This window comes from Streptococcus parasanguinis ATCC 15912 (genome assembly GCF_000164675.2).
In the GTDB taxonomy this organism is placed as follows: domain Bacteria; phylum Bacillota; class Bacilli; order Lactobacillales; family Streptococcaceae; genus Streptococcus; species Streptococcus parasanguinis.
Genome location: NC_015678.1, coordinates 1,465,545 through 1,489,116, shown reverse-complemented (window position 1 = coordinate 1,489,116; position 23,572 = coordinate 1,465,545). Strand labels below are relative to the sequence as shown.

The following is a 23,572-nucleotide window of genomic DNA, read 5'->3' as shown; positions in this document are numbered from 1 at the left end:
TAGCATGAATACATTAGAAATTTCAAAAAATAAATTACAAGAAATCCATAAGGCGGAGGAGTATTTCAATGCTCTTGCGACCAATATTCAATTAAGCGGGGTAGACCTAAAAGTCATCGCTGTCTCATCTGTTCAAGAAAATGAGGGAAAATCAACGACATCGACCAATTTAGCAGTAGCTTTTGCACGTGCGGGTTACAAAACTCTCTTGGTTGACTGCGATATCCGGAACTCTGTGATGACAGGTGTTTTCCGTAGTCGTGAGAAGATCCAAGGCTTGACTGATTTCTTATCTGGTCAGAGCCAATTGGACCAAGTCCTATATACGACAGAATTCCCAAATTTAGATATTATTGAGTCGGGTCAGATAGCGCCCAATCCAACAGGTCTTTTGCAAAGTAAGAATTTTACGATGATGATGGAAGCTTTGCGCAGGCACTATGACTACATTATTGTGGATACCCCTCCAATTGGAGTCGTAATTGATGCGGCGATTATCGCCCAACGCTGTGATGGAACAGTATTGGTGGTTGAATCCGGTACAAACCGACGTAAAATGGTTCAAAAAGCTAAAGAACAATTGGAACAAACGGGAACTCCTTTCTTAGGAGTCATTCTCAATAAATTTAACATCAAAGCTGCTGAGTATGGTTCGTACGGAGGATACGGATCTTACGGAGAGTACGGAAAGAAATAAGGAATAGGAATTAAAGGAAATGGGAGAAGAAAGAATCGAACTTGAAAAATTAACTATTGTTCTCTTTCAAAGTTTAGCAGTCCTATTTTCGGCATACATTGTAAGTCTCTTTAAGAATGCAGAATACACGCCTCAGTCGATTGCTATTCTCTATCTCTTGCATTTTGTTGTATTTTACATCAGCAATTTGGCCAACCGTTTTTATGCAAGAGGTTATTTGGATGAGTTGCTACAAGTACTGAAATACAATGTATTCTTTTCAGTAGCCATCACATTTACTTGGTTTATGATGGAAGGTTTTTTTTCGATCTCTCGTCGAGGGATGATTTATTTTTTCCTTCTTAATACGCTCTCTGTTTACGTCATGGACCTTATGCTCAAAAGGTATAGACGGTCGGTTGCTTCCCACCTGAAAAGTAGTAGGAAGATCTTCCTGATTACAGCAACTAGTCGGATGGAAAAAGTTTTAGATACGTTACATTCTGGAAGTCTTTTTCATGGGGAACTGATTGGTGTGACGGTTATGGATACTACACGTTTCACCCGTTCTGGTGTGCGGATCGTGCAACCGGATCAAATGATGGCTTTCGTTACCAAGGAAGTGGTGGATGAGGTATTCATTAACCTGCCAAGTGAGGATTATAATATCAGTGAATTGGTTTCAGAGTTTGAGAGTATGGGAATTGACGTATCGGTCAACCTCAATGCCTTTAACTTCGCATCCCTAGGCAATAAACGGGTTCGAGAAGTTGGGGGACTAAGTGTTGTCACCTTCTCGACCAATTTTTACAAACCGAGCCATGTTTTTGCAAAGCGTCTCTTGGATATTGTGGGGGCTCTCTTTGGCCTCTTGATTTGTGGGGTGGCGAGTATCGTCCTAGTCCCTCTGATCCGTAAGGATGGCGGTCCTGCCTTCTTTGTACAAAAGCGGGTCGGTAAGAACGGACGGTATTTCAACTTTTATAAATTCCGCTCTATGCGCGTGGATGCTGAGGAAATTAAAAAAGATCTCATGGCTCAAAATACCATGACAGGTGGCATGTTCAAGATGGAGAACGATCCGCGAGTAACACCGATTGGTCGCTTTATCCGTAAGACCAGCCTCGATGAGTTACCACAGTTTTACAATGTTTTAATTGGGGATATGAGTCTAGTCGGGACTCGTCCCCCAACGGTCGATGAATACCAAGAATATACACCTGCTCAAAAACGGCGCCTCAGTTTCAAGCCGGGAATTACTGGCCTTTGGCAAGTGAGCGGACGCAGTGAGATTACCGACTTTGACGAGGTTGTCAAACTGGATGTTGCGTACATGGACGATTGGACGATCTGGAGAGATATTCAGATCTTGCTTAAAACCATAAAGGTTGTGCTTAGGAAAGAAGGAGCGAAGTAGGGGAAGCCTGCTTCGTCCTTTCCATGTTAGGAGAAAGATGAAAAAAGCAAGAATCAACATATTAGGTATAGATATAGACCCGTTAACAATGCAAGAGACGGTCAATTCAGTTGAGCGCTATGTACTTGAAAAGAAGGCTCTCCATTTAATGGGAGTAAATGCTGATAAGATCAATCAATGCCATGATGATGAGGAGATTAGAAAGATTGTTAATGAATCAGGAATCATCAATGCAGATGGGGCATCTGTGGTTTTAGCTAGTAAATTTTTAGGTTCTCCAATACCGGAGCGTGTAGCGGGAATTGATTTGATGCAAGAACTTCTTCATTTAGCCAATGAAAAAGGTTATTCTGTCTATTTATTTGGAGCAAAAGAGGAAGTATTAACTGATATGTTAGCCGTCTTTAAAAAAGATTATCCAAATTTACAGGTAGTTGGCCGTCGAAATGGTTATTTTTCTGCTGAAGAGGAAGAAATTATTCAAGAAGATATTCGAAAAAAAGATCCAGATTTTGTCTTTGTCGGCATTACTTCTCCTAAAAAGGAGTACTTGATCCAGAAGTTTATGGACAATGGAGTAAACTCTGTCTTTATGGGAGTTGGAGGAAGTTTTGATGTCCTATCAGGTCATATCAAGCGCGCGCCAATGTGGATGCAAAAAGCAAATTTAGAGTGGTTGTTTCGTGTGGCCAATGAACCCAAACGGCTCTTTAAGCGTTATTTTGTGGGAAATGTTAGTTTTATTTATAAAGTTGTAAAAGAGAAAAAGCGGGTGAAATAATGGGACAGTTTGAAGTCTTAAAAAAAATTCAAGAAATTGAGCTGGATGCTTTAAAAGAATTCAACAAGATTTGTAAAGAAAATAATCTAATGTTCTTCTTGAGAGGCGGAAGTGTGATGGGAGCAGTTAAATACCAAGGGTTTATCCCTTGGGATGATGATGTGGATATTGCTGTTCCTAGGGAAGATTATGATCGGCTACCACAAATTTTTGAAAATAAAATAATTGCAGGCAAGTATCAGGTCCTTTGTCATCAGTATTGTGAAGAATTACACTGTTATTTTCCACGTCTTTTCCTACTTGAAGATGAGAGAATAAAATTGGGACTACCCAGAAATACAAATCTTGGCTTGCATCTTATTGATATCATACCTCTTGATGGCGCTCCTAACAATAGTTTAGTCAGAAAGGTGTATTACCTTAAAGTGTATTGGTACCGTTTTTTAGCTAGTTTGGGAACAACTTATAAAGGCGATCATATTGATATGCATTCTAAAAAGCAGAAATTGCTGATTGGATTGTTTAAAAAACTAGGTTTTGCAAAACTGTTTCCTCAAAATTCAGTTTACAACCGACTGGATAGGTTGTATAAGCGATATGATTGGAAAAAACAACGTTATGCTGGTACAGTAAATGCTTCTTTATTCACTAAAGAAGTGATGCCTTCCGAGATTTGGGGAAAAGGTGTTTTTTTGAGATTTGAAGACACAGAGTATAGAGTTCCGTCTGATTATGATAATTATCTGAAGAGGCTGTATGGTGAAAACTATTTTTACGAAGAACCTGCTGAAGAAGATAGAAAGTCGCATATAGGAGGGTAAGAATTTGTTTTGTTATATCATTTTACATTACAAGGTTTATGATGAGACGGTTTCTTGTGTGAAATCTATACAGGAAAGTAATTGCAATCAGAAAAAAATAATCATCATTGATAATTTCTCAAATAACGGAACAGGAGAACAGTTACAGGAATTTTATAAAGATGATGAAGAAATTGATGTGTTAATAAATGACGAAAATTTAGGATTTGCTAAAGGAAATAATGTCGCCTATCAATATTCTAAATTGAAATATAACCCTGATTTTATTGTCATTATGAATAATGATGTGGAAATAGAAACTAACAATTTCGAGGAAAAAGTTAGTGAAATATATGAGCGAGAAAAATTTCATTTACTCGGTCCTGATATTTATTCAACGACTTATCATCTTCATCAGAATCCAAAACGATGTTCACATTATACTTATGATGAAGTCAAAAAATTAAATCAAAAATATAAAAAAGAAAGTCAGATCAGTCTTTATTTGAAAATAAAGTGTTGGCTTAAAGCAAGTAAAAAATTACGAACACTTATCTATCGGAAAAGAAGAAATTCAGAAAGCAATTATAAGAAAACCGTCGTAAATCCAATTTTACATGGCTCTTTTATCGTATACTCTAAAGATTATATAAAAAATGAGAAGTTTGCTTTTAATCCAAATACATTTTTCTATTTTGAAACAGAAATTCTGGACTATGAATGTGAAAAAAAAGGATACAAACGTTTATATACACCAGAGATAAAAGTTCTCCATCATCAAAATGTTGCGACAAATCAGGTATATTCAAATTTGGTAGAAAAAACTATCTTTTCAAACAAGTGTAATTTTGAATCTTCTAGTTATTTCTTAGAATTGATGGGGAAGGAAAGATAACATGAAAAAAATACTTTATGTAATGAACGTTGAATGGAATTGGATAAAACAACGACCTCACTTCATTGCAGAAGGATTGTCTAAGAATTACCATGTGGAAGTTCTTTATCGATATTGGTATAATAGAAAAGGTCTCACTCTAAATAGGAATGAAAATAGTGTGAAGCTTTCCCGCATTTATAGTATCCCCTTTATAACTAGATTTGCAAAACTTAAGGCAGTAAATGATTGGATTGTTTCCCGAAAGATAAAAAAAGTAGCAAGAAAGTTTGATCCAGATATTGTTTATTTAACACATCCTAATCAATTTGAAAGATTTGATAATAACTATAAAGGAAAGGTTATTTATGACTGTATGGATTATCATACAGCTTTCATTACTGAAAATAGCGAGCAGCAACGAATCAAGGAACTTGAAACTAAATTAATTGCTAAGGCAGACCTCATTTTGGTATCTAGTGAAAAATTACGCTCCAATTTGTTGAAAGATTTTCAAGAAGTAATCGATGACTCTAAACTTAAAGTTGTTAGAAACGGATATAATGGGGAGATATTAGAAGTACCAGCAGAAAAAAGAAAAGGCCCAAAATATATTTTCGCTTATGTTGGGACCATCAGCCATTGGTTTGATTTTGATATTCTGTTGAAAAGTTTAAATGAATTTGAGGATATTGAGTATCGATTAATTGGGCCAGTAAGTGGAGTGACTATCCCTGAAAACGATAGAATCAAGTACCTTGGTAGTGTTGACCACCAAGATATTTATTCTAATATAAAAGATGCTGATGCACTCATCATGCCATTTACATTAAATGATATTGTTGAAGCAGTTGATCCTGTAAAATTGTATGAGTACATCAATTTTAATAAAGATATCTTGACGGTTAGGTATAAGGAAATAGAGAGATTTAGTAAGTTTACTTATTCATATGATAGTTATGATGAATATAAGAAACAACTAAAATTGTTATTGCAGGCAACAGATATTAAATACGATCAGGATTCAAGAGAGCAATTCTTAAATGCCAACAATTGGGAAAACAGAGTTTCTACAATTGAAAAATTAATTGAGGAATTGAGATAATGGAGGCAAATGTGAGACGAATTCGTATAGAATTAGTGGAATTACTTTATTATATTTCTGTAGCGCTTTCTGTGGGTTTGTTTTTGTTTTTAAATGTTAGTCTGTTTGTTCATAGAAATTTACTAACCGTGGTATCGATAACTACTCTAATTCTTATGATTCCAACGCTACTTCTAAATATCAGAAATATATCGAGATCAGCATTTTTTTTCGGTATTACTTTTTTGTCGTGTGTTCTCTATCAAATCATAAGAGCAACCAATACTTATTTCTATTCTTCCATTGAAATTTTCTATGCTATAAGACAATATACTTGGGTTCTATTATTTTTTGTTTTGATTTATCTTTTTGCGAATGATGAGAAAAAAATGAAAAGAATTTTGGATAATACACTAAGTATTCTGTCCGTATCTTTGCTACTTCGATTTTTCTCGTGGTTCTCATTTACATTTTTGAAGGCCAATCTCTTTCCAAATATATTGATGGAATTTGGTAAATTATGGTATAGAAACGAAACATCAATTAGAGTGGATGGGACTCCTTTAATTTCCATTGCTATGTTTTTAACATTTTATCTCTTTCTCAAGTATAGAGATAAGAAATATCTTTATACATTGATGTTTATGTTGCTATTTGCCATATTTGTAAATCAAACGAGAATGTTAATATTTCCTCAAATATTTTCGATGATTCTAATGTATGTTTATCATAAATTTCCTTATATGCCATTATATTTATTATTTGTCATTGTAGGCATCAGTTGTTTCTTCTTTTTTGGAGGAAGTGAATGGTTTAAGAATTGGATAGATGCATTTAATAATGGTACCTCTGATATGGGATTAGGATATAGATATTGGGAGTTAAAATACTATCTAGGACTATTAACAGATTACCGTTGGATAAATGGGCTGGGGATATTAACTAGTTCAAACCCTAATAGTTATTTCATTTTATTTGGACCAGGAAGAGTTCAAATGTATTTAGACGACCTTGGTTTTATAGAGTTATTTGTTCAATTTGGTCTACTGGCTATTTTCTTATATGGTTATCTTTTATACATGTTAACGAAATTAATCCGACGAATGAAAACGAAACAATACATTTATGAACGATCTTTATTCATAGGTCTGATGGCAAATATTTTGATTACAGCCCCTTCTCTTAATATTTTTGGCAGTCAGAGAAGTTATTCTCTTGTAATAATTCTTGCTATGGTATTCTTTTATGATTATCAATTAAAGCGGAAGGACAATAAGAATGGATAAAGTATGTTTTATTATTTTGAACTATAATAATTATCAGGACACAATCGATTGCGTTAGAAGTCTACAATCAAGTATTGAGAATGAAAAATTTGATATTATTGTGGTAGATAACAACTCTTCCAATGATAGCATTGAAAAATTAAAAAATTCATTAAATAATATTGAGGTGATTCCAAGTAGAGTGAATCATGGGTATGCTAATGGAAATAATATTGGTATAAAAATAGCAGAAAAAAGAGGTTACCCATTTATCTGTATATTAAATAATGATACCCTTATTGAAGAGGATTTTTTGACTGCATGTGTACAAAAGTTGCATAATGATAATTCAATTGCTTTTGTCAGCCCTGCTCTTGTAGAATACAAGAATAGAGATCTTATACAATCGACAGGGGGAGATATTTTTTTAGATAAGGGATATGTTACATTAAAAAATCATCATTTATCAAGAAAAGAATTACCTGCTATTGTACAAAGTGATTATATTGGTGGGGCATGTATGCTATTTAGAACAAGTCTCCTTAAGGAAATAGGCTATATTCCTGAGAATTATTTTTTGTTTTTTGAAGAAACTGAATGGTGTTATAAAGCCACACTAATGGGCTATAAAAATATTTGTTTAACAAATTATTTTATATATCATAAAGGCTCTGTTTCAATAAAATCGGTATCTGGCTTACAAGAGTATTTAATGAACAGGAACAGAGTGGTATTTGTGAAAAGAAATATAGGAAGTCGATATCAGTTTATCAAATTTTTATTATACCTGTATGCTAGATTTCTTTTTAGGCTATTGATAGGTAAGGAAAATAATATAAAGATCTTAAAGTATTATTGGGATGGTGTAACAGATAGAATTGATGCAGCCTACCCTTTTATTGTAATCAAATCTTAATTTTTTGAGTGGAAAGTAGTATATCATGAAAAAAGTAATGTTAGTTTTTGGAACACGTCCAGAAGCGATTAAAATGTGTCCTTTGGTAAACGAATTAAAACAGAATGATTCAATAAAAACGATTGTATGTGTCACAGGCCAACATAAAGAAATGTTAAAACAAGTGTTAGAGGTTTTTAAAGTTGAACCAGATTATGATTTGGGGATTATGAAGGAAAACCAAACATTATTCACAATCACAACATCTATTTTGGATAAAATTCAAATGGTTTTAGAAAAAGAACAGCCAGAAATTGTTCTTGTGCATGGGGATACGACCACGACATTTGCAACATCCTTAGCTGCATTTTATATGGGGATTAAAGTTGGGCATGTTGAAGCTGGTTTAAGGACGTATAATCTAAAAAGCCCATTTCCAGAAGAATTTAACCGACAAGCAACTTCTATCATCTCAGAATATAATTTTGCTCCAACAGAAGTTTCAAAAGAGAATCTGATAAAAGAGGGACGAAAAAATATTTTTGTTACTGGCAATACTGTAATTGATGCACTAAAGACAACCGTTCAGGAAAATTATTGTCATCCTATTTTAGATTGGGCTAAGGGAAGTAAATTAATTATGTTGACAGCCCATAGACGTGAGAACCTTGGGGAACCAATGGAACATATGTTTAAAGCTGTGAAACGTATATTAAATGAGTACAAAGATGTGAAGGTAGTCTACCCAATTCACAAAAATCCTAGAGTAAGAGAACTTGCAAGTAAGGTTTTCGGAGAAAATGAACGTATGAAAATTATTGAGCCGTTAGAAGTTATTGATTTTCATAATTTTATGAATCAAAGTTACTTAATTTTAACGGATTCAGGAGGTGTCCAAGAAGAAGCCCCTTCCTTAGGAAAACCAGTTCTTGTAATGCGTGATACGACAGAACGTCCAGAGGGTATTGCTGCAGGAACCTTGAAGTTGGTTGGAACAAATGAGGAGAATATTTATGAGAATTTTAAACTCCTCCTTGAAGACGAAACAGAGTACAATAAAATGAGTCAAGCAAGTAATCCTTATGGAGATGGTACGGCTTGTAAACAGATTGTTAGGATTCTGATGGATAATTAGGTGGAAACATGACTACAATTAATGAAAAGAAAATAGATACGAATATCGTAGCTTTTGATTTTTTTGATACGATTGTTCATCGTGATTGTGATCCTGAAACTATTTTATTTCAGTGGGCTAAGGAAATTTCATTATATTTAAACTTTTCTGTGACCCCATCCTCGATTTACAAAGCCAGAAAAAAAGTTGAATATGACACTAAAAAACAAGGGCTGGAAGAGGTCCCTTATGATAATTTATTAAGAGAGCTATTTAAAGAATTAAATAGATTAGCAGATTCGCCTATTATAGCAACGATAGAAGAATTTCTAACATTTGCAAAAGAGTTAGAAACTAAAATCGAGATCGAGCATATATACTTAGATAATGATACGGTAGAGTTTATTTGTCAAGCATATGAAAACGGAAAATTGCTTTATATTATTTCTGACTTTTACGCAGATAGTTCTCTATTGAATCAAGTCTTAATTCATTTTGGAATCAGGAAATATTTTAAAGATATTTTTGTTTCAAGTGAATATAATGCTCGAAAATCGACAGGAAAATTATATGAAGTTTTTTTATCTCGGTTGAATGTGGCACCTGAAAGTGTAACGATGATTGGAGATAATTATAAATCTGATGTAATAAATCCAATGAATCTCGGTCTGGCATCTTATTTTAAAGAGTATAAACATGTAACAGGTTCTATTGTTGATAAAAAAGAACTAAAAAACTTGTATAGAAAAACGTTGTACTTTAATGCAGAAATTGCTCCGTTTAACGGATTCATTGCAGATATACTGTATTTTATTTCGAAGTTGCATGTCCAGCTAGTTAAAGATGGGGTCAAACAAATTTTATTTTGCTCACGTGAAGGTCAACTATTAAAAACGTTGTTTGATCAGTATCAAAATAGTTACTTCCATGAAAATAAAATCAATACAGACTATTTTTATGTATCGAGAAGATCAACTCTATACCCATCACTTGAAAAATTAGAAATAGAAAGTTTTGATATTATTTTTAGGCAATATAAAAGGATTAGTCTAGAGAATTTTTTACTTAATTTAAATTTTTCAAGAGATGAGATCAGCAATATATCTTCTGATTTGCAAGTTGATATGACTCATAAAATTGATAGAAATTCAGTAGTTCTTGAAAAATTGAAATCAAATCCATGTTTTATAAAAAGATATAAATTGGAGAAAGCAAAAGACAGCAATTTTAGGAATTATGTAACGAGTTTGACTCAAGATGACAGCATTTATATCGTTGATATAGGATGGAAAGGGACTATCCAAGATAATATTCAAAAGGCATTACCGGATAAGAAAGTTGTGGGATATTATTTTGGTCTTAAGTACAATGGTTATCAATCGATATCTAAAAATAATAAATTTGGGATCATGTTTAATGACTTCCCTCATAAGACACCTTTTTTTGATATTATTAGCCGAAATTATGAAATTTATGAGGATATTTTTGTTGCTGATCATGGTCCAGTTGTTGCCTATGATAATGTTAATGGTAAGATATTACCGATTTTAGACGAGCATTTCAAACATGTTAAAGTATTTGAAAAAGTTAATGATTTTCAACAAAAGTTGATTGAGGGGATCGATATCTTATTAGATGCCTATACTAGGACAGAATTTCTTCCATATGAATTATATGATTTATTTCTTGTTAATTCGTTGAAAAAAGAATGTGTGTTTGTTCCAAAACTATACAATTTACGAAACTCTCTTAGAGAAGAGGTTGTCGAAAACTTCGGAGAAGTTGTTGTTAAAGAAAAAGTAAGATTTTCGAGAAAAAGATTACTAGTAGCGAAAAAAGATTTGTTGTGGGTAGACTTTTCTTATCAATTGTTTGATAAAGTACCATTCTTAACCATACTGCCTAAAACATATTGCACGATTGTTTTTGGAATTAGAAGGTTGGTTTTGAAATTAAAGGATGGGATTTAAGAATGAAAGAAAAATCAATCAAGGTAAATGCAATTTATAATATTCTTTTAACATTATCTAATATTGTTTTTCCTCTGGTTACATTTCCATACGTATCTAGAATACTAAACCCAATTGGACTAGGAACCACCTCGTTTTTCACTTCTATCAGTAGTTATTGTGTTTTGGTGGCTTCTCTAGGAATTTCGACTTATGGGATACGAGCAGTTGCAAAAGTTCGTGAGGATAAAGAAGAATTAACAAAAGTATTTCAAGAATTAACATTGATTAATATTTTTATGTCGGTCATTGTCTCAATTCTACTTTTATTTGTTAGCTTTGGTGTTGAACAATTGAGATCTGAAATGGGATTATTGCTGATCACCTGTATTACGATTCTTGTATCCCCACTTTCTCTTAATTGGTTTTACAGTGGTATTGAGGAATATTCTTATATTACAAAGCGTTCTATATTATTAAAATTTGTATCACTGATATTAACATTCTTATTGGTGCGTAAGGCAGATAATTATGTTATATATGCTGGGATAACATTGTTTTCAGTTCTAAGTTCTAATGCTTTAAATATTATTCAATGTAGAAGATACGTCTCATTCAAGATAAGAAAGGATTTGAAATTTAGACATCATGTAAAACCGATGTGGTACTTATTTGCGTCATTGCTTGCGGTGAACGTCTACACTAATCTAGATACAGTAATGTTAGGGTTTATAAATGGAAATAAAGCTGTTGGACTTTATTCTGTTGCGACTAAGGTAAAGTGGATCTTACTATCTGTTGTAACATCAATAAGTACAGTTCTATTGCCTCGTTTTTCATTCTATATAAGTCAGAAACAAACCTCGAAATTTAATTCTATTATGCGTGAATCGATATCTGTCATATTTTTCATCTCGATTCCATTAACTGTATTTTTTATGTTGGAGGCTAAAAACAGTATTCTATTATTGGGAGGCAATGAGTATGTGGAAGCCACTGTAGCAATGCAAATGCTAATGCCTATATTGCTGATTTCTGGTTTTTCAAATATCACAGGGAATCAGATTTTAATCCCAACGGGGAGAGAGAAATATTTTATGAACGCAGTGACTAGTGGAGCATTTGTGAATTTAATGTTAAATTTCTTCCTTATGCCGATACTAGGCGTTTTAGGCGCAGCTCTTGCTACTTTGATAGCTGAGTTTACGCAAATGTTTGTTCAGTATAGATATTCTGTAGATTATTTAAGGGGAAATATTCCGTTTAGATCAATTATGAAATTCGCATCTTCAGCACTTCTGTCAGGAATTTTTGTTCTGGGGATAAACCATTTAGTTGTAATAAATAATCTTATTTTTCATTTAGGATTATCTGGAATTTTATACTTTTTATTTTACTTCATTATGCTTGTGATACTGAAGGAAGCAACTATAAAAAAATTTTTAGAAATCTTATAGGTGATAAAAATAGATGTATATTTAACAATGGAGAAGCCAAGTGCTATCTCCATTTTTTATCACTAATTTAGAAAATTTCCACTATAAAACTTTCAATCAATTAAGCCGTGTGGTAAAATAGGTAAAGTATAAAATATGTATAAGGGAAGAACGATGAGAAAGAAAGATCTAATCTATTTTGCAAGTGCAGCTTTGTTACTTTCTGTATCTGCACAAGTAGCGAAAGCTGATGAAGTGACTTCAAACGAACCAGTTACAGCGGATAACAATCACCAACAAGTGGCACCGTCTGTTGAAACGAAAACGGGAGAAGAGCTTGTCCCTGCAACAAGCTACACAGCTCCAGCGACTGTTGTCGAATCTACAGAAAGAGCTTCTCAACTTGTAGCTTCAGCAGTTACGTCGTCTGTGAGTTCTGAAGAAACAGCCTCTGCAACCGAGTCAACTACAGCAGCTCCTCAAGAAAAACCTTCAGTAGGAGCGTCTACTTTTTTTGACGCGGGTTCTCATGCTCCTGCCAGTCGCTCAACAGATGTAGCTGTACAGCCAAAGACCTTCGTGGATGTTAGTAGTCACAATGGGGATATCAGTGTAGAAGACTATCGCGTTCTTGCAAATAAGGGCGTTGGTGGTGTGGTTGTTAAATTAACAGAAAACACTTGGTATAACAATCCAAATGCGGCTTCACAAATTCGAAATGCACAGGCGGTTGGGTTGCAAGTTTCCACTTACCATTTTTCACGTTATACAACGGAAGAAGCTGCGCGTGCAGAAGCAAGATTTTATATAGCTGCGGCTCAAAGATTGGGGCTTCCAAAAAGCACTCTTATGGTCAATGACTTTGAGGATGCTAAAATGCAACCAAATATTAACCGCAATACCCAAGCATGGGCTGATGAGATGCGAAAAAATGGCTATACCAATCTCATGTTTTACACGAGCGCTAGCTGGTTAGATGAAAATAATCTCCATAAAAAAGGACCTGTTAATACTGCGCAGTTTGGGATTGAAAACTTTTGGGTTGCTCAGTATCCAGCACCGAAACTTTCTGCGAATGATGCTAAAACTCTTCGTTATAATGGAAAGGCAGGAGCTTGGCAGTTCTCTTCTCAAGCAGAATTACTTCCAGGGAAACACCTTTTTGATCATAATATTGATTATACAGGGCGATTTACAGCAAATTATAAACAGACGTCGGATCCAACCCAAGGTAATTTGAGTGGAAAGATTTCCGTCATTAACAATGACACAATGACAGGACGCTTTGATGTTTTAATCTCAGATGTCAAGGCTCCAAATGGCGTTGCATCTGTATCCGTTCCAATCTGGTCAGATGTGAATGGTCAGGATGATTTGGTATGGTATGTGGCTGCCAAACAAAACGATGGTACCTACAAGGTTAGTGTGAAAGCCAGCGACCATAAAAATTCAACGGGTAAATACAACATCCATCTCTACTACAACCAGCTAAATGGGAAACAAATTGGCGTAACGACATCTTCAACAGAGGTATCTATTGGCAAACGTCCCAATGTACCAGTATCGGCAGATCTTTCAATTGATGTAGATAAGTCAGCAGGAACCTTTACGATTACCGCTAAGAACTTAAAAGGGTTTGAGAATTACAAAGAGATCAAGATCCCATTTTGGTCACATGCCAAAGGTATGGATGATATCAAGTGGTATACCCCAGTTCGTCAATCAGATGGCTCTTATAAAGTTGTAGCAAAAGCAAGCGACCATGAAAATGTTGATGGGCGCTATGAGGCACAGATCTTCTATTATGATGCACAGGGCCAACGCCAATTTGTCCAAAAAGCCTTTGCGGAATATTCAACAGGTAAGCCAAATGTACCAGTATCGGCAGATCTTTCAATTGATGTAGATAAGTCAGCAGGTACCTTTACGATTACTGCTAAGAACTTAAAAGGCTTTGAGAACTACAAAGAGATCAAAATCCCATTTTGGTCACATGCCAAAGGTATGGATGATATCAAGTGGTATACCCCGGTTCGTCAGTCAGATGGCTCTTATAAAGTTGTAGCGAAGGCAAGCGACCATGAAAATGTCGATGGGCGCTATGAGGCACAGATCTTCTATTACGATGCACAGGGTCAACGTAAATTTGTCCAAAAAGCCTTTGCGGAATATTCAACAGGTAAGCTAAATGTACCAGTATCGGCAGATCTCTCAATTGATGTAGATAAGTCAGCAGGTACCTTTACGATAACCGCTAAGAACTTAAAAGGCTTTGAGAACTACAAAGAGATCAAGATCCCATTTTGGTCACATGCCAAAGGTATGGATGATATCAAGTGGTATACCCCGGTTCGTCAGTCAGATGGCTCTTATAAAGTTGTAGCGAAGGCTAGCGACCATGAAAATGTCGATGGGCGCTATGAGGCACAGATCTTCTATTATGATGCACAGGGCCAACGCCAATTTGTTCAAAAAGCCTTTGCGGAATATTCAACAGGTAAGCCAAACGTACCAGTATCGGCAGATCTTTCAATTGATGTAGATAAGTCAGCAGGAACCTTTACGATAACCGCTAAGAACTTAAAAGGGTTTGAGAATTACAAAGAGATCAAGATCCCATTTTGGTCACATGCCAAAGGTATGGATGATATCAAGTGGTATACCCCAGTTCGTCAATCAGATGGCTCTTATAAAGTTGTAGCGAAGGCAAGCGACCATGAAAATGTCGATGGGCGCTATGAAGCGCAGATCTTCTATTACGATGCACAGGGCCAACGCCAATTTGTTCAAAAAGCCTTTGCGGAATATAAGAAAGAACAACTATTATCCGGTACCCTTTCTATCGAAAACAACAACAAGGATACAGGTACCTTTGACGTCATCATCAAGGATGTCTACAGTCCTAAGGGCGTTCGTACTGTTCAGGTTCCTATCTGGTCTGCTAAGGACGGCCAAGATGATATCCGCTGGTATGAAGCAGCGCGTCAAGCGAATGGAGATTACAAAGTATCCGTCACAGCGAGCGACCACAAAAATTCTACAGGCTTGTACTATGTCCACCTTTACTATATTCAAAATGACGGTAGTCGAGTTGGCGTGTTGGCTTCTTCAACTGAAGTTGAGTTCCGTAATGCCAATACGAAAACACGTGCCTTTATTAAAAATGTCAATGTAGAAGCAGGGACTTATACGGTAGAAGTGGATCAAGCCCCTCAGGGTCGTCAAATTAAAAATGTTCGTGTCGCAGCCTGGTCTCAAGATCACCAAGAAAATCTTTACTGGTATTCAACAGCACCGACCGGTACGCAGACGGATGTTCATGTTTCGGCTGTTAACCATAAGAATCTTGCTGGCAACTATACGACACACGTTTATGTAGACTATGTCGATGGTGGAGTTGAAGGATTTAACCTTGGTCAAACGGCCTTGAATCCGCGTGGTACAACTGGACAAACAGGCTTGAGTCCTCGTGTTGACAGTGGTCAACGGGATCGTGTTCTACGAGCTGCAGCCAGTCTGGTTGGGATCCGTGGAGGTAGTGCGGCACATCAACAATTAGTGAATGATTATAACAGTGTGCGTCCTCTCCCTGTAGGTTATGCAGTGAAGAATACAGATGACTGGTGTGATGTCTTTGTAACAACGATTTTCCAACGCGAAGGTCTTAGCGATTTAGTTGGTCGTGAATGTGGGGTCGAACGTCACATTCAGATTTTCAAACGTCTTGGAATTTGGAATGAAGATGGAGGTTCTACACCAAAAGCAGGGGATATTATCACCTTCAACTGGGATCAAGATAGCCAACCTAACAATGGTTTTGCAGACCACATTGGAATTGTTGAGAGCGTTTCAAATGGGATTATTCATACCATTGAAGGAAACTCAAATGATCAGGTTCGTAGAAAAACCTACCGAATCGGTCATGGCAATATCCGAGGATTTGCTAGCCCACGTTATCAATAATAAAAAAGAAACATTTGCTTCTTTTCAGATTGAAGAAAAAGTCCATTTTGGACAATTTTCTTCAATCTTTTTCTTTTATTATAGAAAGTAAAAACTCTTAAAAAATAGTGGTATACCAGCATTTCTAAGAGTTTTCAATATATTGTATCCAGTCTCTAAAAGGGGAAATTTTTATTGCTGAAAGGATTTGTCTACATTCTGTTATTTTTTGTTTAATTTGTAATAAAGGGGGAAAAAATTTGATGATGTTTCTGTTTTTTAGGCTATTATTCGGAATTTGTGTAGGATAATTTGAAGTTGAAATAATTATTTGACAATAGGATTTCTTTGTCGTACCATTTCAATAAATAGTGATAAAAATAATATTTGGTGTGAACCGGTCTATTATTTTTATGAAAGGGAGACGAATAATGAAAAAATTGACAAAATTAGGAATTGCAGTATTTTCAGTAGTTACTTTAAATGCCTTTACGTCAACAATTGCCTACGCAGATGAGAATACAGATAGTGCTTCTTCAGCACCATCAACTGTTTTGACATCTAATTCTCAAGATTTAAATGAAGCGAGTCCTGTGATGCAACCAGAGAGCGTGGCTTCTTCTCAACAAGATAATATTGTAAGTGACGGTGGGCATGTGAATGTAGAAGGTCATCCTGCAACACTCAGTAGCGATGGAGAACATGTCACCTACTCCTATACAGTTGCTTATCAAAGAATGCACTCTAGTGATCAAATGTTGACGGTGAGTGATCTTGCAATTCGGATTCCGAATCTTGCAGAAGCAAAGGTGGATTTTACATTAGTTGGGACAAGGGATGAAAATGGAAATCCTGTTGCGGTCAATGCCCCTATGAAGGTGATTGATCGTGAAACTCTGAATGAGGATCACGACAACATACCATTTAATCTTCCAACTGCAGAAGAAGTCGCTTCTGGTCAGACTCCTTATGTGGTTAATAATAAGGAATACGATTTTGTTGATAGTGAAAAAATGTTGTCGTATAGCATTTATACGAATTTTTCTAAAAGTCAAGCAGTTCGAGTTGCTGTCACTCTTCCACTAGAAGAGGCCAAGAAAATCAAGTATTTAGCGATTGATGCTCGAATGGACTGGAAGTCAAGTAGCGAGGGTGGGCTCTCTGGCTATGAGAACGGATCTCAACATTTGGAGGAGTATTCTTCGCATAGTGTGTACTCAAATAATGATGTTGAGGATCTTGGTGTTTTAGCGAATCCAGCCTTAATTAATGAGAGTTATGTTCGTGATGGTCACTTGATTAGATCTGTATCGAACCCGAAAACCTATATTACTCCGAACAATGGTGATTGGACTACGATTCCAAATGATACGAATATTGATGAACAGACATTTTTTAATTTTGTTCGAATCTATACGCTAAGAAATGGTTCTGCTACATATTACGTATCAGAGACAGAAGATATGGCTGATCAGGATGTATCAACTTTGTCCCAAGGGGATGTTGTTGTGGATTATGTCTTGAAAGGGACCGATAGGCAACTGCGGGACCGTTATATCGATACTCCAACGCTACCAATTTATGGTTCAAATGGACAACCGTTACCGTATAATGCAGCGGAGAATGTGAATGAGCAACCTCAATCACTCATAGTGAATGGTCAAAAATATGTATTAGTCGGTCTTTCTCCATCATCTGCACCTACATCAGGTTTCTTAAAAGAAGGAACAACTCATGTCGTATATGAGTATGAAATGGCAGCTCCAACACCAACACCAACGCCAACACCAGAACCTATTCCTGTTCAACCTCATACTCCGATAAATCATCCTCAACAAGATGTTCTAAAACCATCGAAAAATGTAACAAAAGAAACAGTGGATCCGACATTTAAAGAGATAGTTGACTCGACAGCTACTGCTGATTACAAGCAAGTTGACTCGGGCCAACAACATTTGCCACGTACAGGAGTCACAGGTTCTCAATGGATTCTGAGTATCTTGGGAGGACTGACAACTATACTTGGATTGTTTTTGTTTTCAAAAAATGGGAAAAAACAGACATTAAAAGAGTCAGATGACCGTTAAAATTTCAACTACGAAAATTGAAAGAACATAGCCTTGATTGACAGGGCTATGTTCTTTTGCTTCTTTTTTCAGTTTTTCAATCCTTCTTCGAAACTCTTGGAAGGGGCCTCGACTTGGATGGTTTCAAGGGTTAATGGATTGGTAAAGGTCAAGCGGTGAGCATGGAGCATGAGTCGCTCTCCACGTGCAGGGTTATAGAGAGGATCCCCGACAATCGGGTGTCCATGATGGGAGAGATGAACCCGGATCTGATGGGTACGTCCCGTCTTGAGCTGGCATTTGACCAGGCTGTTTCGCCCGATTTTTTTCAGTTGCGTCACCTGAGTTTCTGCATACTGTCCTTTTCGTGGATCGACCAGGCGCTTGCGCCGATCGTGGCGATCGCGTCCGATTTTATCCTTGTAGACGATGGTTTTTTGTGCTAAGCTACCTTGGATCAAGGCCCAGTACTCGCGTTGGATGTTTTTATCTTCCAAAATGCGGTTGAGAATGGGCAGAATAAAAGGGTTTTTGGCAAATAAAATCGCTCCGCTGGTTTCCTTGTCTAGGCGGTGCACGACGTAGCAGGTAGATCCAACATAGCTGGAAACATGGTTGAGAAGAGCAATTTCTGTCGGTTCATTGGCATGGGTTTTCATGCCCTCAGGCTTATTGACGATGATGACATGCTCATCCTGATAGAGTTCTTCGACCAGATTCGGGTCTCCGGCTGGGAGCTCTTTTTCAGGGTAATCGTCCGCGTCAAAGATCAGCTGGATCTGGTCTCCTTTTTGAACGGGGCTCTGCCAGTTGATGGTCTCTCCATTCACCAAGACGTGCTTCTTGGTTCGTAAAAAATGCCGGATCTTACGGGGAATGAGGAAGTAGTCCTCAAGCAGCTCTTTCACAGTCATTTGGGGAAAGGAATGTGGAATGGTAAATTGATAGTTCATGACCCTATTGTAGCAAAATCTAAGCTTAAAGAAAACTAAATGGGAGAAGGGAATGAGCGATCTTTTCTTGCTAGGACAAGGATAAGGTGTTACAATAACAGGTATGAATAGAATAAAAAAATTATTTGAGAACCTGATCACTTTTTTTAGAAAGGATCATCCGCCCAAAGCGGTGGCAGAAGAAGTGCCAGACACGGAACTACCGGAAGAGACAGTAGAGCCGACCTATAGTCGCTCAGGCAAGCACAGAAGCAAGCCTCTCTCTCAGCATCCCTTCCGTCGTTTTTGGCGTCGTTTCCATTTGACCAAGATTCTCCTGATCATTGGGCTAGGCTTTAGCCTCTTGACGGGAGGCTATCTCTTCTACCTCGCTAAGACGACCAACGTCAAGGACTTGCAGAATGCACTGAAGGCGACTACCATTATCTATGATAAGAATGGGGACCAGGCGGGAAGTTTGACCGGGCAAAAAGGAACCTATGTCGAACTCGATGCCATTAGTGAGAATCTGCAACATGCCGTGGTCGCAACAGAGGACCGGAGCTTCTACAAGAATAGCGGGATCAACTATGGTCGTTTCTTCTTAGCGATTTTGACTCTGGGTCGCTCAGGTGGGGGGTCGACCATCACCCAGCAGCTAGCCAAGAATGCTTACCTGTCTCAGGACCAGACGGTGGAGCGCAAGGCCAAGGAATTCTTCTTGGCGCTTGAAATCAATAAGAAATACAGTAAAAAAGAGATCCTCACCATGTACCTCAACAATGCCTATTTTGGAAATGGGGTTTGGGGTATTGAGGATGCTTCCAAGAAGTATTTTGGGGTTTCAGCCAGTCAATTAAGCTTGGATCAGTCTGCGGTTCTCGCAGGTATGCTCAAGGGGCCTGAAATCTATAACCCGCTCTATTCGGTAGAGAATGCGACCAATCGCCGCAATACGGTCCTCCAAAATATGGTGGCAGCTGGTTATATTGACCAGAAAACAGCTGATCAGTCTGCTGCTGTCGATATCCATGGCCAGCTGATCGATGCCTATGAAGGTAAGTCGGAGGATTATCGCTACCCATCCTATTTTGATGCGGTTATCAATGAAGCGGTCAATGAATACGGCCTGACCGAAGAAGACATTGTCAAAAATGGCTACCGGATCTATACTGAGCTGGATCAAAATTACCAAGCAAGTATGCAGGTGATCTATGACAATACAGCCCTCTTCCCAGTAGCGGAAGACGGCACGCGCGCGGAATCTGGTAGTGTGGCACTCGATCCTAAGACCGGAGGGGTTCGGGCTCTCGTAGGGCGCGTCGGCAGTGATGAAAATCCAGGTTTCCGTACCTACAACTATGCCACCCAGGCTGCCCGTAGTCCAGGATCTACCATTAAACCTTTAGTGGTCTATAGCCCAGCCGTTGCGGCAGGTTGGTCGACCAATAAGGAATTGGACAATAGTACCACTCAATATGGAAGCTATGAGGTTAATAACTACGCGGGAATCCAGTCTAGCCCAACGGTACCGATGTACCAGGCCTTGGCAGAATCCCTTAACCTTCCTGCCGTAGCGACCGCTAATGATTTGGGTCTCGATACGGTCTTTGAATACGGGAAAAAATTCGGACTCAACATGGACAAGGTGGACAAGTCGCTTGCCGTTGCCTTGGGAGCTGGTGTGACAACCAATCCGATGCAGATGGCTCAGGCCTATGGAACCTTTGCTAACGGCGGGGTCATGAATGATGCTCACCTCATTACCAAGATCGAAAATGCAAGTGGCCAAGTGGTCAAGAGCCACAGCCAGAAATCAACCCGAGTGCTTAGTGGTTCAACGACAGATAAGATGACCAATATGATGCTTGGTACCTTTAGTAATGGTACAGGGGTTAATGCTGCACCTTATGGCTATACCATGGCAGGGAAAACCGGTACGACAGAGACCAGCTTTAACAAGGACCTCTCTGGAGACCAATGGGTGATCGGCTACACGCCAGATGTGGTCATCAGTCAATGGCTTGGTTTCCCAACGACCGATGAAAATCACTACCTGACGGACAGTAGTGCTGGAACGGCGTCAGAGATCTTCCGCAATGTTGCCAACAGTGTCCTGCCTTATACAGACGGTACTCAGTTTGACTCGGTGAAGAACTCTTATGCTGAAAATGGCATTGCGCCAGTCGGAGAAGAAAATACAGAAACAGACAGCAAAGAAGACAAAGGTTTCTTTGAGGATGTCAAAGAGAAGGCGTCGAATATGGTCGATGATGCGAAAAAAGCAATCGACGAGGCCGATATCCCAGGAAAAGCAAAAAACGCTTGGGATACCTTCAAAGGCTGGCTTGGTTTCTAATCAAAAAGAGAGTGGGACAGAAATCGGTAATTCGTTAGAATTCGATTTTGTCGTCCCACCTCCGCACAGTTGAGTAGGGCTGTAAAAGCTGATGAAATCAGCGTAGTAGAGCCCACTCAACCACTGCGTCTTGCTCGATAATCCAAAAATAATTGAGAGGCTAGGACTTTTGTCCCAGCCTCTATTTGTTTAAAGTTCACTATCTGACAAACTAAAGGTATCGCCGTGTTGGAGATCTCCGTACTGGTAGCCCCGTTTGAACCAGCGCATGCGTTGTTCCGAAGTCCCGTGGGTAAAGCTATCTGGCACCGAGTAGCCGTAGGCTTGCTCCTGGAGAGTGTCGTCACCGACGGCATGGGCTGCATTCATAGCTTCTTCGATATCGCCGATATCTAGAAGATTTCGGTCTTGAATGGAGCGGGCCCAGACACCTGCTAGGTAATCGGCTTGTAGCTCAATGCGGACACTGATGGCATTTCGTTCCTTTTCAGAAAGACCTTGTTGCATCCGATGGTATTTGCCAAGGATTCCCAGCTCGTTTTGTACATGGTGCCCGACTTCGTGGGCAATCACGTAAGCCATGGCAAAGTCACCGCTAGCCTTGTATTTGGTTGTCAATTCCTTGTAGAAGCTCATATCCAAATAAATTTTCTTGTCGGTTGGACAGTAGAAAGGGCCAGCCGATGCTTGACCTACCCCACAGCCTGTCTTTGTCCGTCCAGTATAGAAGACTAGTTTGGGCTCCTGGTAGGTCCGTCCTTCGGCTTGAAAGACCTTGTGCCAATGATCTTCTGTTGTGGCAAGGACCTTGCTGACGAACTGGGCATCTGCATCGTCGACATGGGTCTTGTTGGTGCGCGTGACTTGGGTGGACTGGTAAGGTTGAGAAGAAGTCCCATTTCCAAAGAGACCTCCAAGGCTAGCTCCTCCTCCTAGAAAGACTATGAGGAGGATAATGATGATCTTACTCTTGAAGCTTCCAGGCGATAGTAAGATCTGTAAAATCCCCCCGCCAAGGTTACTGTTGCTAGAAGACTGGGAGTAGCTTTGCCCTCGCCGATCTTCAATGTTGTTACTCTCTTTTAGGTGATCACTTTTCATATTCGTCTCCTTTTGTTTTATTTTACCAAAAATGAGGAGAAAACCAGTGGGATAACGCTTTAGATTTGCTTTTTTCTGGACACTAGATTTTCTATTCTTGTCAAAATGTAGAAATCTTGCTATAATGGGGTGAACGGAGGCGTTATGGCACTAAAAAAAGCAAGTCTAGCGTGTACGGTTTGCGGATCACGCAATTACTCCATTAAGTTGAGTGGGACACCAAAACCAACACGTCTAGAAGTCAATAAATTCTGCAAGCATTGCAGTAAGTATACCATCCATAAAGAAACACGATAGGAGAGAGTTGTGAAATTCATTAAAGATATTTTCGTCTTACTAAAAGATACAACTTGGCCAAATCGCAAGGAAAGATGGAAAAACTTTATCTCAGTGATTGAGTACACCGCTTTCTTTGTAGCTTTGATTTATTTGTTCGACAAAGTCATTGCACGTGGCCTATTGCACATGATCAATTTCTTTTAAGAAAAGAAGCCAAGAGGCTGGGCAACAACTGTCCAGCCTTTGATTTTTGATAGGAATAACTGCAAGACGCAGTGGCTGATTGCTCAAAGCACTGCTTTGAGGTGGCGGATAAAACTTGCGAAGCAAGTATCCTAAGTCTTTGTTCGCTTTTTAAGCTTCAAAGATGGCCTATGTGGACGGAAACAATGTTTCCTTTATCTGCAACCTCCAACAGTCTCCTAGACTGTTGGAGCTATGCGGGGGTGGGAAGATTGAAAAGGTTTGGGGAACCTTTTCAACCTTTTTATATCAGAGTTCTTTCCCACTCCCACTTTTTGTGGTCTTTTCTTAAAAATAAATCAGCAAACCTCTTTGCATTCTTACAAAATGTGGTATAATGAAGCTAGGAAAAGGAAAGC

18 protein-coding genes are annotated in these 23,572 nt (G+C 38.1%); 16 read left to right on the top strand and 2 right to left on the bottom strand.

Features of this window, described 5'->3' with window-relative positions; translation table 11 throughout:
* The first annotated feature begins 4 nt into the window (after positions 1 to 4).
* The 13 genes from HMPREF0833_RS06785 (at position 5) to HMPREF0833_RS06725 (ending at position 18,320) form a co-directional block, all read left to right on the top strand.
* On the top strand, positions 5 to 697 hold the full coding sequence (locus HMPREF0833_RS06785; protein ID WP_013904306.1) for a tyrosine-protein kinase: 693 nt from the start codon (positions 5 to 7) through the stop codon (positions 695 to 697).
* A 19-nt stretch (positions 698 to 716) separates the two neighbouring features.
* Positions 717 to 2,093: a sugar transferase gene (locus HMPREF0833_RS06780; RefSeq protein ID WP_013904305.1), complete on the top strand. Its 1,377-nt coding sequence runs from the start codon at positions 717 to 719 to the stop codon at positions 2,091 to 2,093.
* Between the two features lie 37 nt (positions 2,094 to 2,130).
* Positions 2,131 to 2,874: a WecB/TagA/CpsF family glycosyltransferase gene (locus tag HMPREF0833_RS06775; protein ID WP_013904304.1), complete on the top strand. Its 744-nt coding sequence runs from the start codon at positions 2,131 to 2,133 to the stop codon at positions 2,872 to 2,874.
* A complete protein-coding gene (locus tag HMPREF0833_RS06770) occupies positions 2,874 to 3,695 on the top strand; it encodes a LicD family protein (protein ID WP_013904303.1) in 822 nt (273 codons plus the stop codon). The genes HMPREF0833_RS06775 and HMPREF0833_RS06770 overlap by 1 nt, the downstream gene beginning before the upstream one ends.
* A 4-nt stretch (positions 3,696 to 3,699) precedes the next feature.
* Positions 3,700 to 4,569, top strand: a complete 870-nt coding sequence (locus tag HMPREF0833_RS06765; protein ID WP_013904302.1) for a glycosyltransferase — start codon at positions 3,700 to 3,702, stop codon at positions 4,567 to 4,569.
* Position 4,570: 1 nt separating this feature from the next.
* Positions 4,571 to 5,653, top strand: coding sequence for a glycosyltransferase (locus HMPREF0833_RS06760; protein ID WP_013904301.1), 1,083 nt, complete (start codon positions 4,571 to 4,573; stop codon positions 5,651 to 5,653).
* An 11-nt stretch (positions 5,654 to 5,664) separates the two neighbouring features.
* Positions 5,665 to 6,918, top strand: a complete 1,254-nt coding sequence (locus HMPREF0833_RS06755; RefSeq protein WP_227197823.1) for a polymerase — start codon at positions 5,665 to 5,667, stop codon at positions 6,916 to 6,918.
* On the top strand, positions 6,911 to 7,813 hold the full coding sequence (locus HMPREF0833_RS06750) for a glycosyltransferase family 2 protein (protein ID WP_013904299.1): 903 nt from the start codon (positions 6,911 to 6,913) through the stop codon (positions 7,811 to 7,813). The genes HMPREF0833_RS06755 and HMPREF0833_RS06750 overlap by 8 nt, the downstream gene beginning before the upstream one ends.
* Positions 7,814 to 7,838: 25 nt before the next feature.
* Complete coding sequence (gene wecB / locus HMPREF0833_RS06745; RefSeq protein WP_013904298.1) at positions 7,839 to 8,927, top strand: non-hydrolyzing UDP-N-acetylglucosamine 2-epimerase; 1,089 nt, start codon at positions 7,839 to 7,841, stop codon at positions 8,925 to 8,927.
* 8 nt (positions 8,928 to 8,935) lie between these two features.
* Positions 8,936 to 10,876 (top strand): HAD-IA family hydrolase, encoded by a 1,941-nt coding sequence (locus HMPREF0833_RS06740; RefSeq protein ID WP_013904297.1) that lies wholly within the window; start codon positions 8,936 to 8,938, stop codon positions 10,874 to 10,876.
* Positions 10,877 to 10,878: 2 nt separating this feature from the next.
* Entirely contained in the window at positions 10,879 to 12,312 is a 1,434-nt protein-coding gene (locus HMPREF0833_RS06735) for a flippase (RefSeq protein WP_013904296.1), read from the top strand.
* Between the two features lie 153 nt (positions 12,313 to 12,465).
* On the top strand, positions 12,466 to 16,254 hold the full coding sequence (locus HMPREF0833_RS06730; protein ID WP_041818387.1) for a GBS Bsp-like repeat-containing protein: 3,789 nt from the start codon (positions 12,466 to 12,468) through the stop codon (positions 16,252 to 16,254).
* A gap of 410 nt (positions 16,255 to 16,664) precedes the next feature.
* Entirely contained in the window at positions 16,665 to 18,320 is a 1,656-nt protein-coding gene (locus HMPREF0833_RS06725) for an LPXTG cell wall anchor domain-containing protein (protein ID WP_041818386.1), read from the top strand.
* Between the two features lie 68 nt (positions 18,321 to 18,388).
* On the opposite strand, the gene HMPREF0833_RS06720 is transcribed toward HMPREF0833_RS06725, so the two are convergent.
* Positions 18,389 to 19,252: an RluA family pseudouridine synthase gene (locus HMPREF0833_RS06720; RefSeq protein ID WP_013904292.1), complete on the bottom strand. Its 864-nt coding sequence runs from the start codon at positions 19,250 to 19,252 to the stop codon at positions 18,389 to 18,391.
* 103 nt (positions 19,253 to 19,355) lie between these two features.
* Between HMPREF0833_RS06720 and pbp2a the strand changes: the two genes are divergently transcribed.
* The gene (pbp2a, locus tag HMPREF0833_RS06715) at positions 19,356 to 21,590 is read left to right on the top strand and encodes a penicillin-binding protein PBP2A (protein ID WP_013904291.1); all 2,235 of its coding nucleotides are present in this window, start codon (positions 19,356 to 19,358) and stop codon (positions 21,588 to 21,590) included.
* A 189-nt stretch (positions 21,591 to 21,779) separates the two neighbouring features.
* Here pbp2a and ypfJ read toward each other — a convergent pair whose 3' ends face one another.
* Positions 21,780 to 22,691, bottom strand: a complete 912-nt coding sequence (gene ypfJ / locus HMPREF0833_RS06710; RefSeq protein WP_013904290.1) for a KPN_02809 family neutral zinc metallopeptidase — start codon at positions 22,689 to 22,691, stop codon at positions 21,780 to 21,782.
* 144 nt (positions 22,692 to 22,835) lie between these two features.
* Between ypfJ and rpmG the strand changes: the two genes are divergently transcribed.
* Both rpmG and secE read left to right on the top strand, forming a co-directional pair.
* Entirely contained in the window at positions 22,836 to 22,988 is a 153-nt protein-coding gene (gene rpmG / locus HMPREF0833_RS10415; RefSeq protein WP_003009043.1) for a 50S ribosomal protein L33, read from the top strand.
* A gap of 9 nt (positions 22,989 to 22,997) precedes the next feature.
* The gene (gene secE / locus HMPREF0833_RS06705; RefSeq protein ID WP_003002261.1) at positions 22,998 to 23,174 is read left to right on the top strand and encodes a preprotein translocase subunit SecE; all 177 of its coding nucleotides are present in this window, start codon (positions 22,998 to 23,000) and stop codon (positions 23,172 to 23,174) included.
* Positions 23,175 to 23,572: the final 398 nt, after the last annotated feature.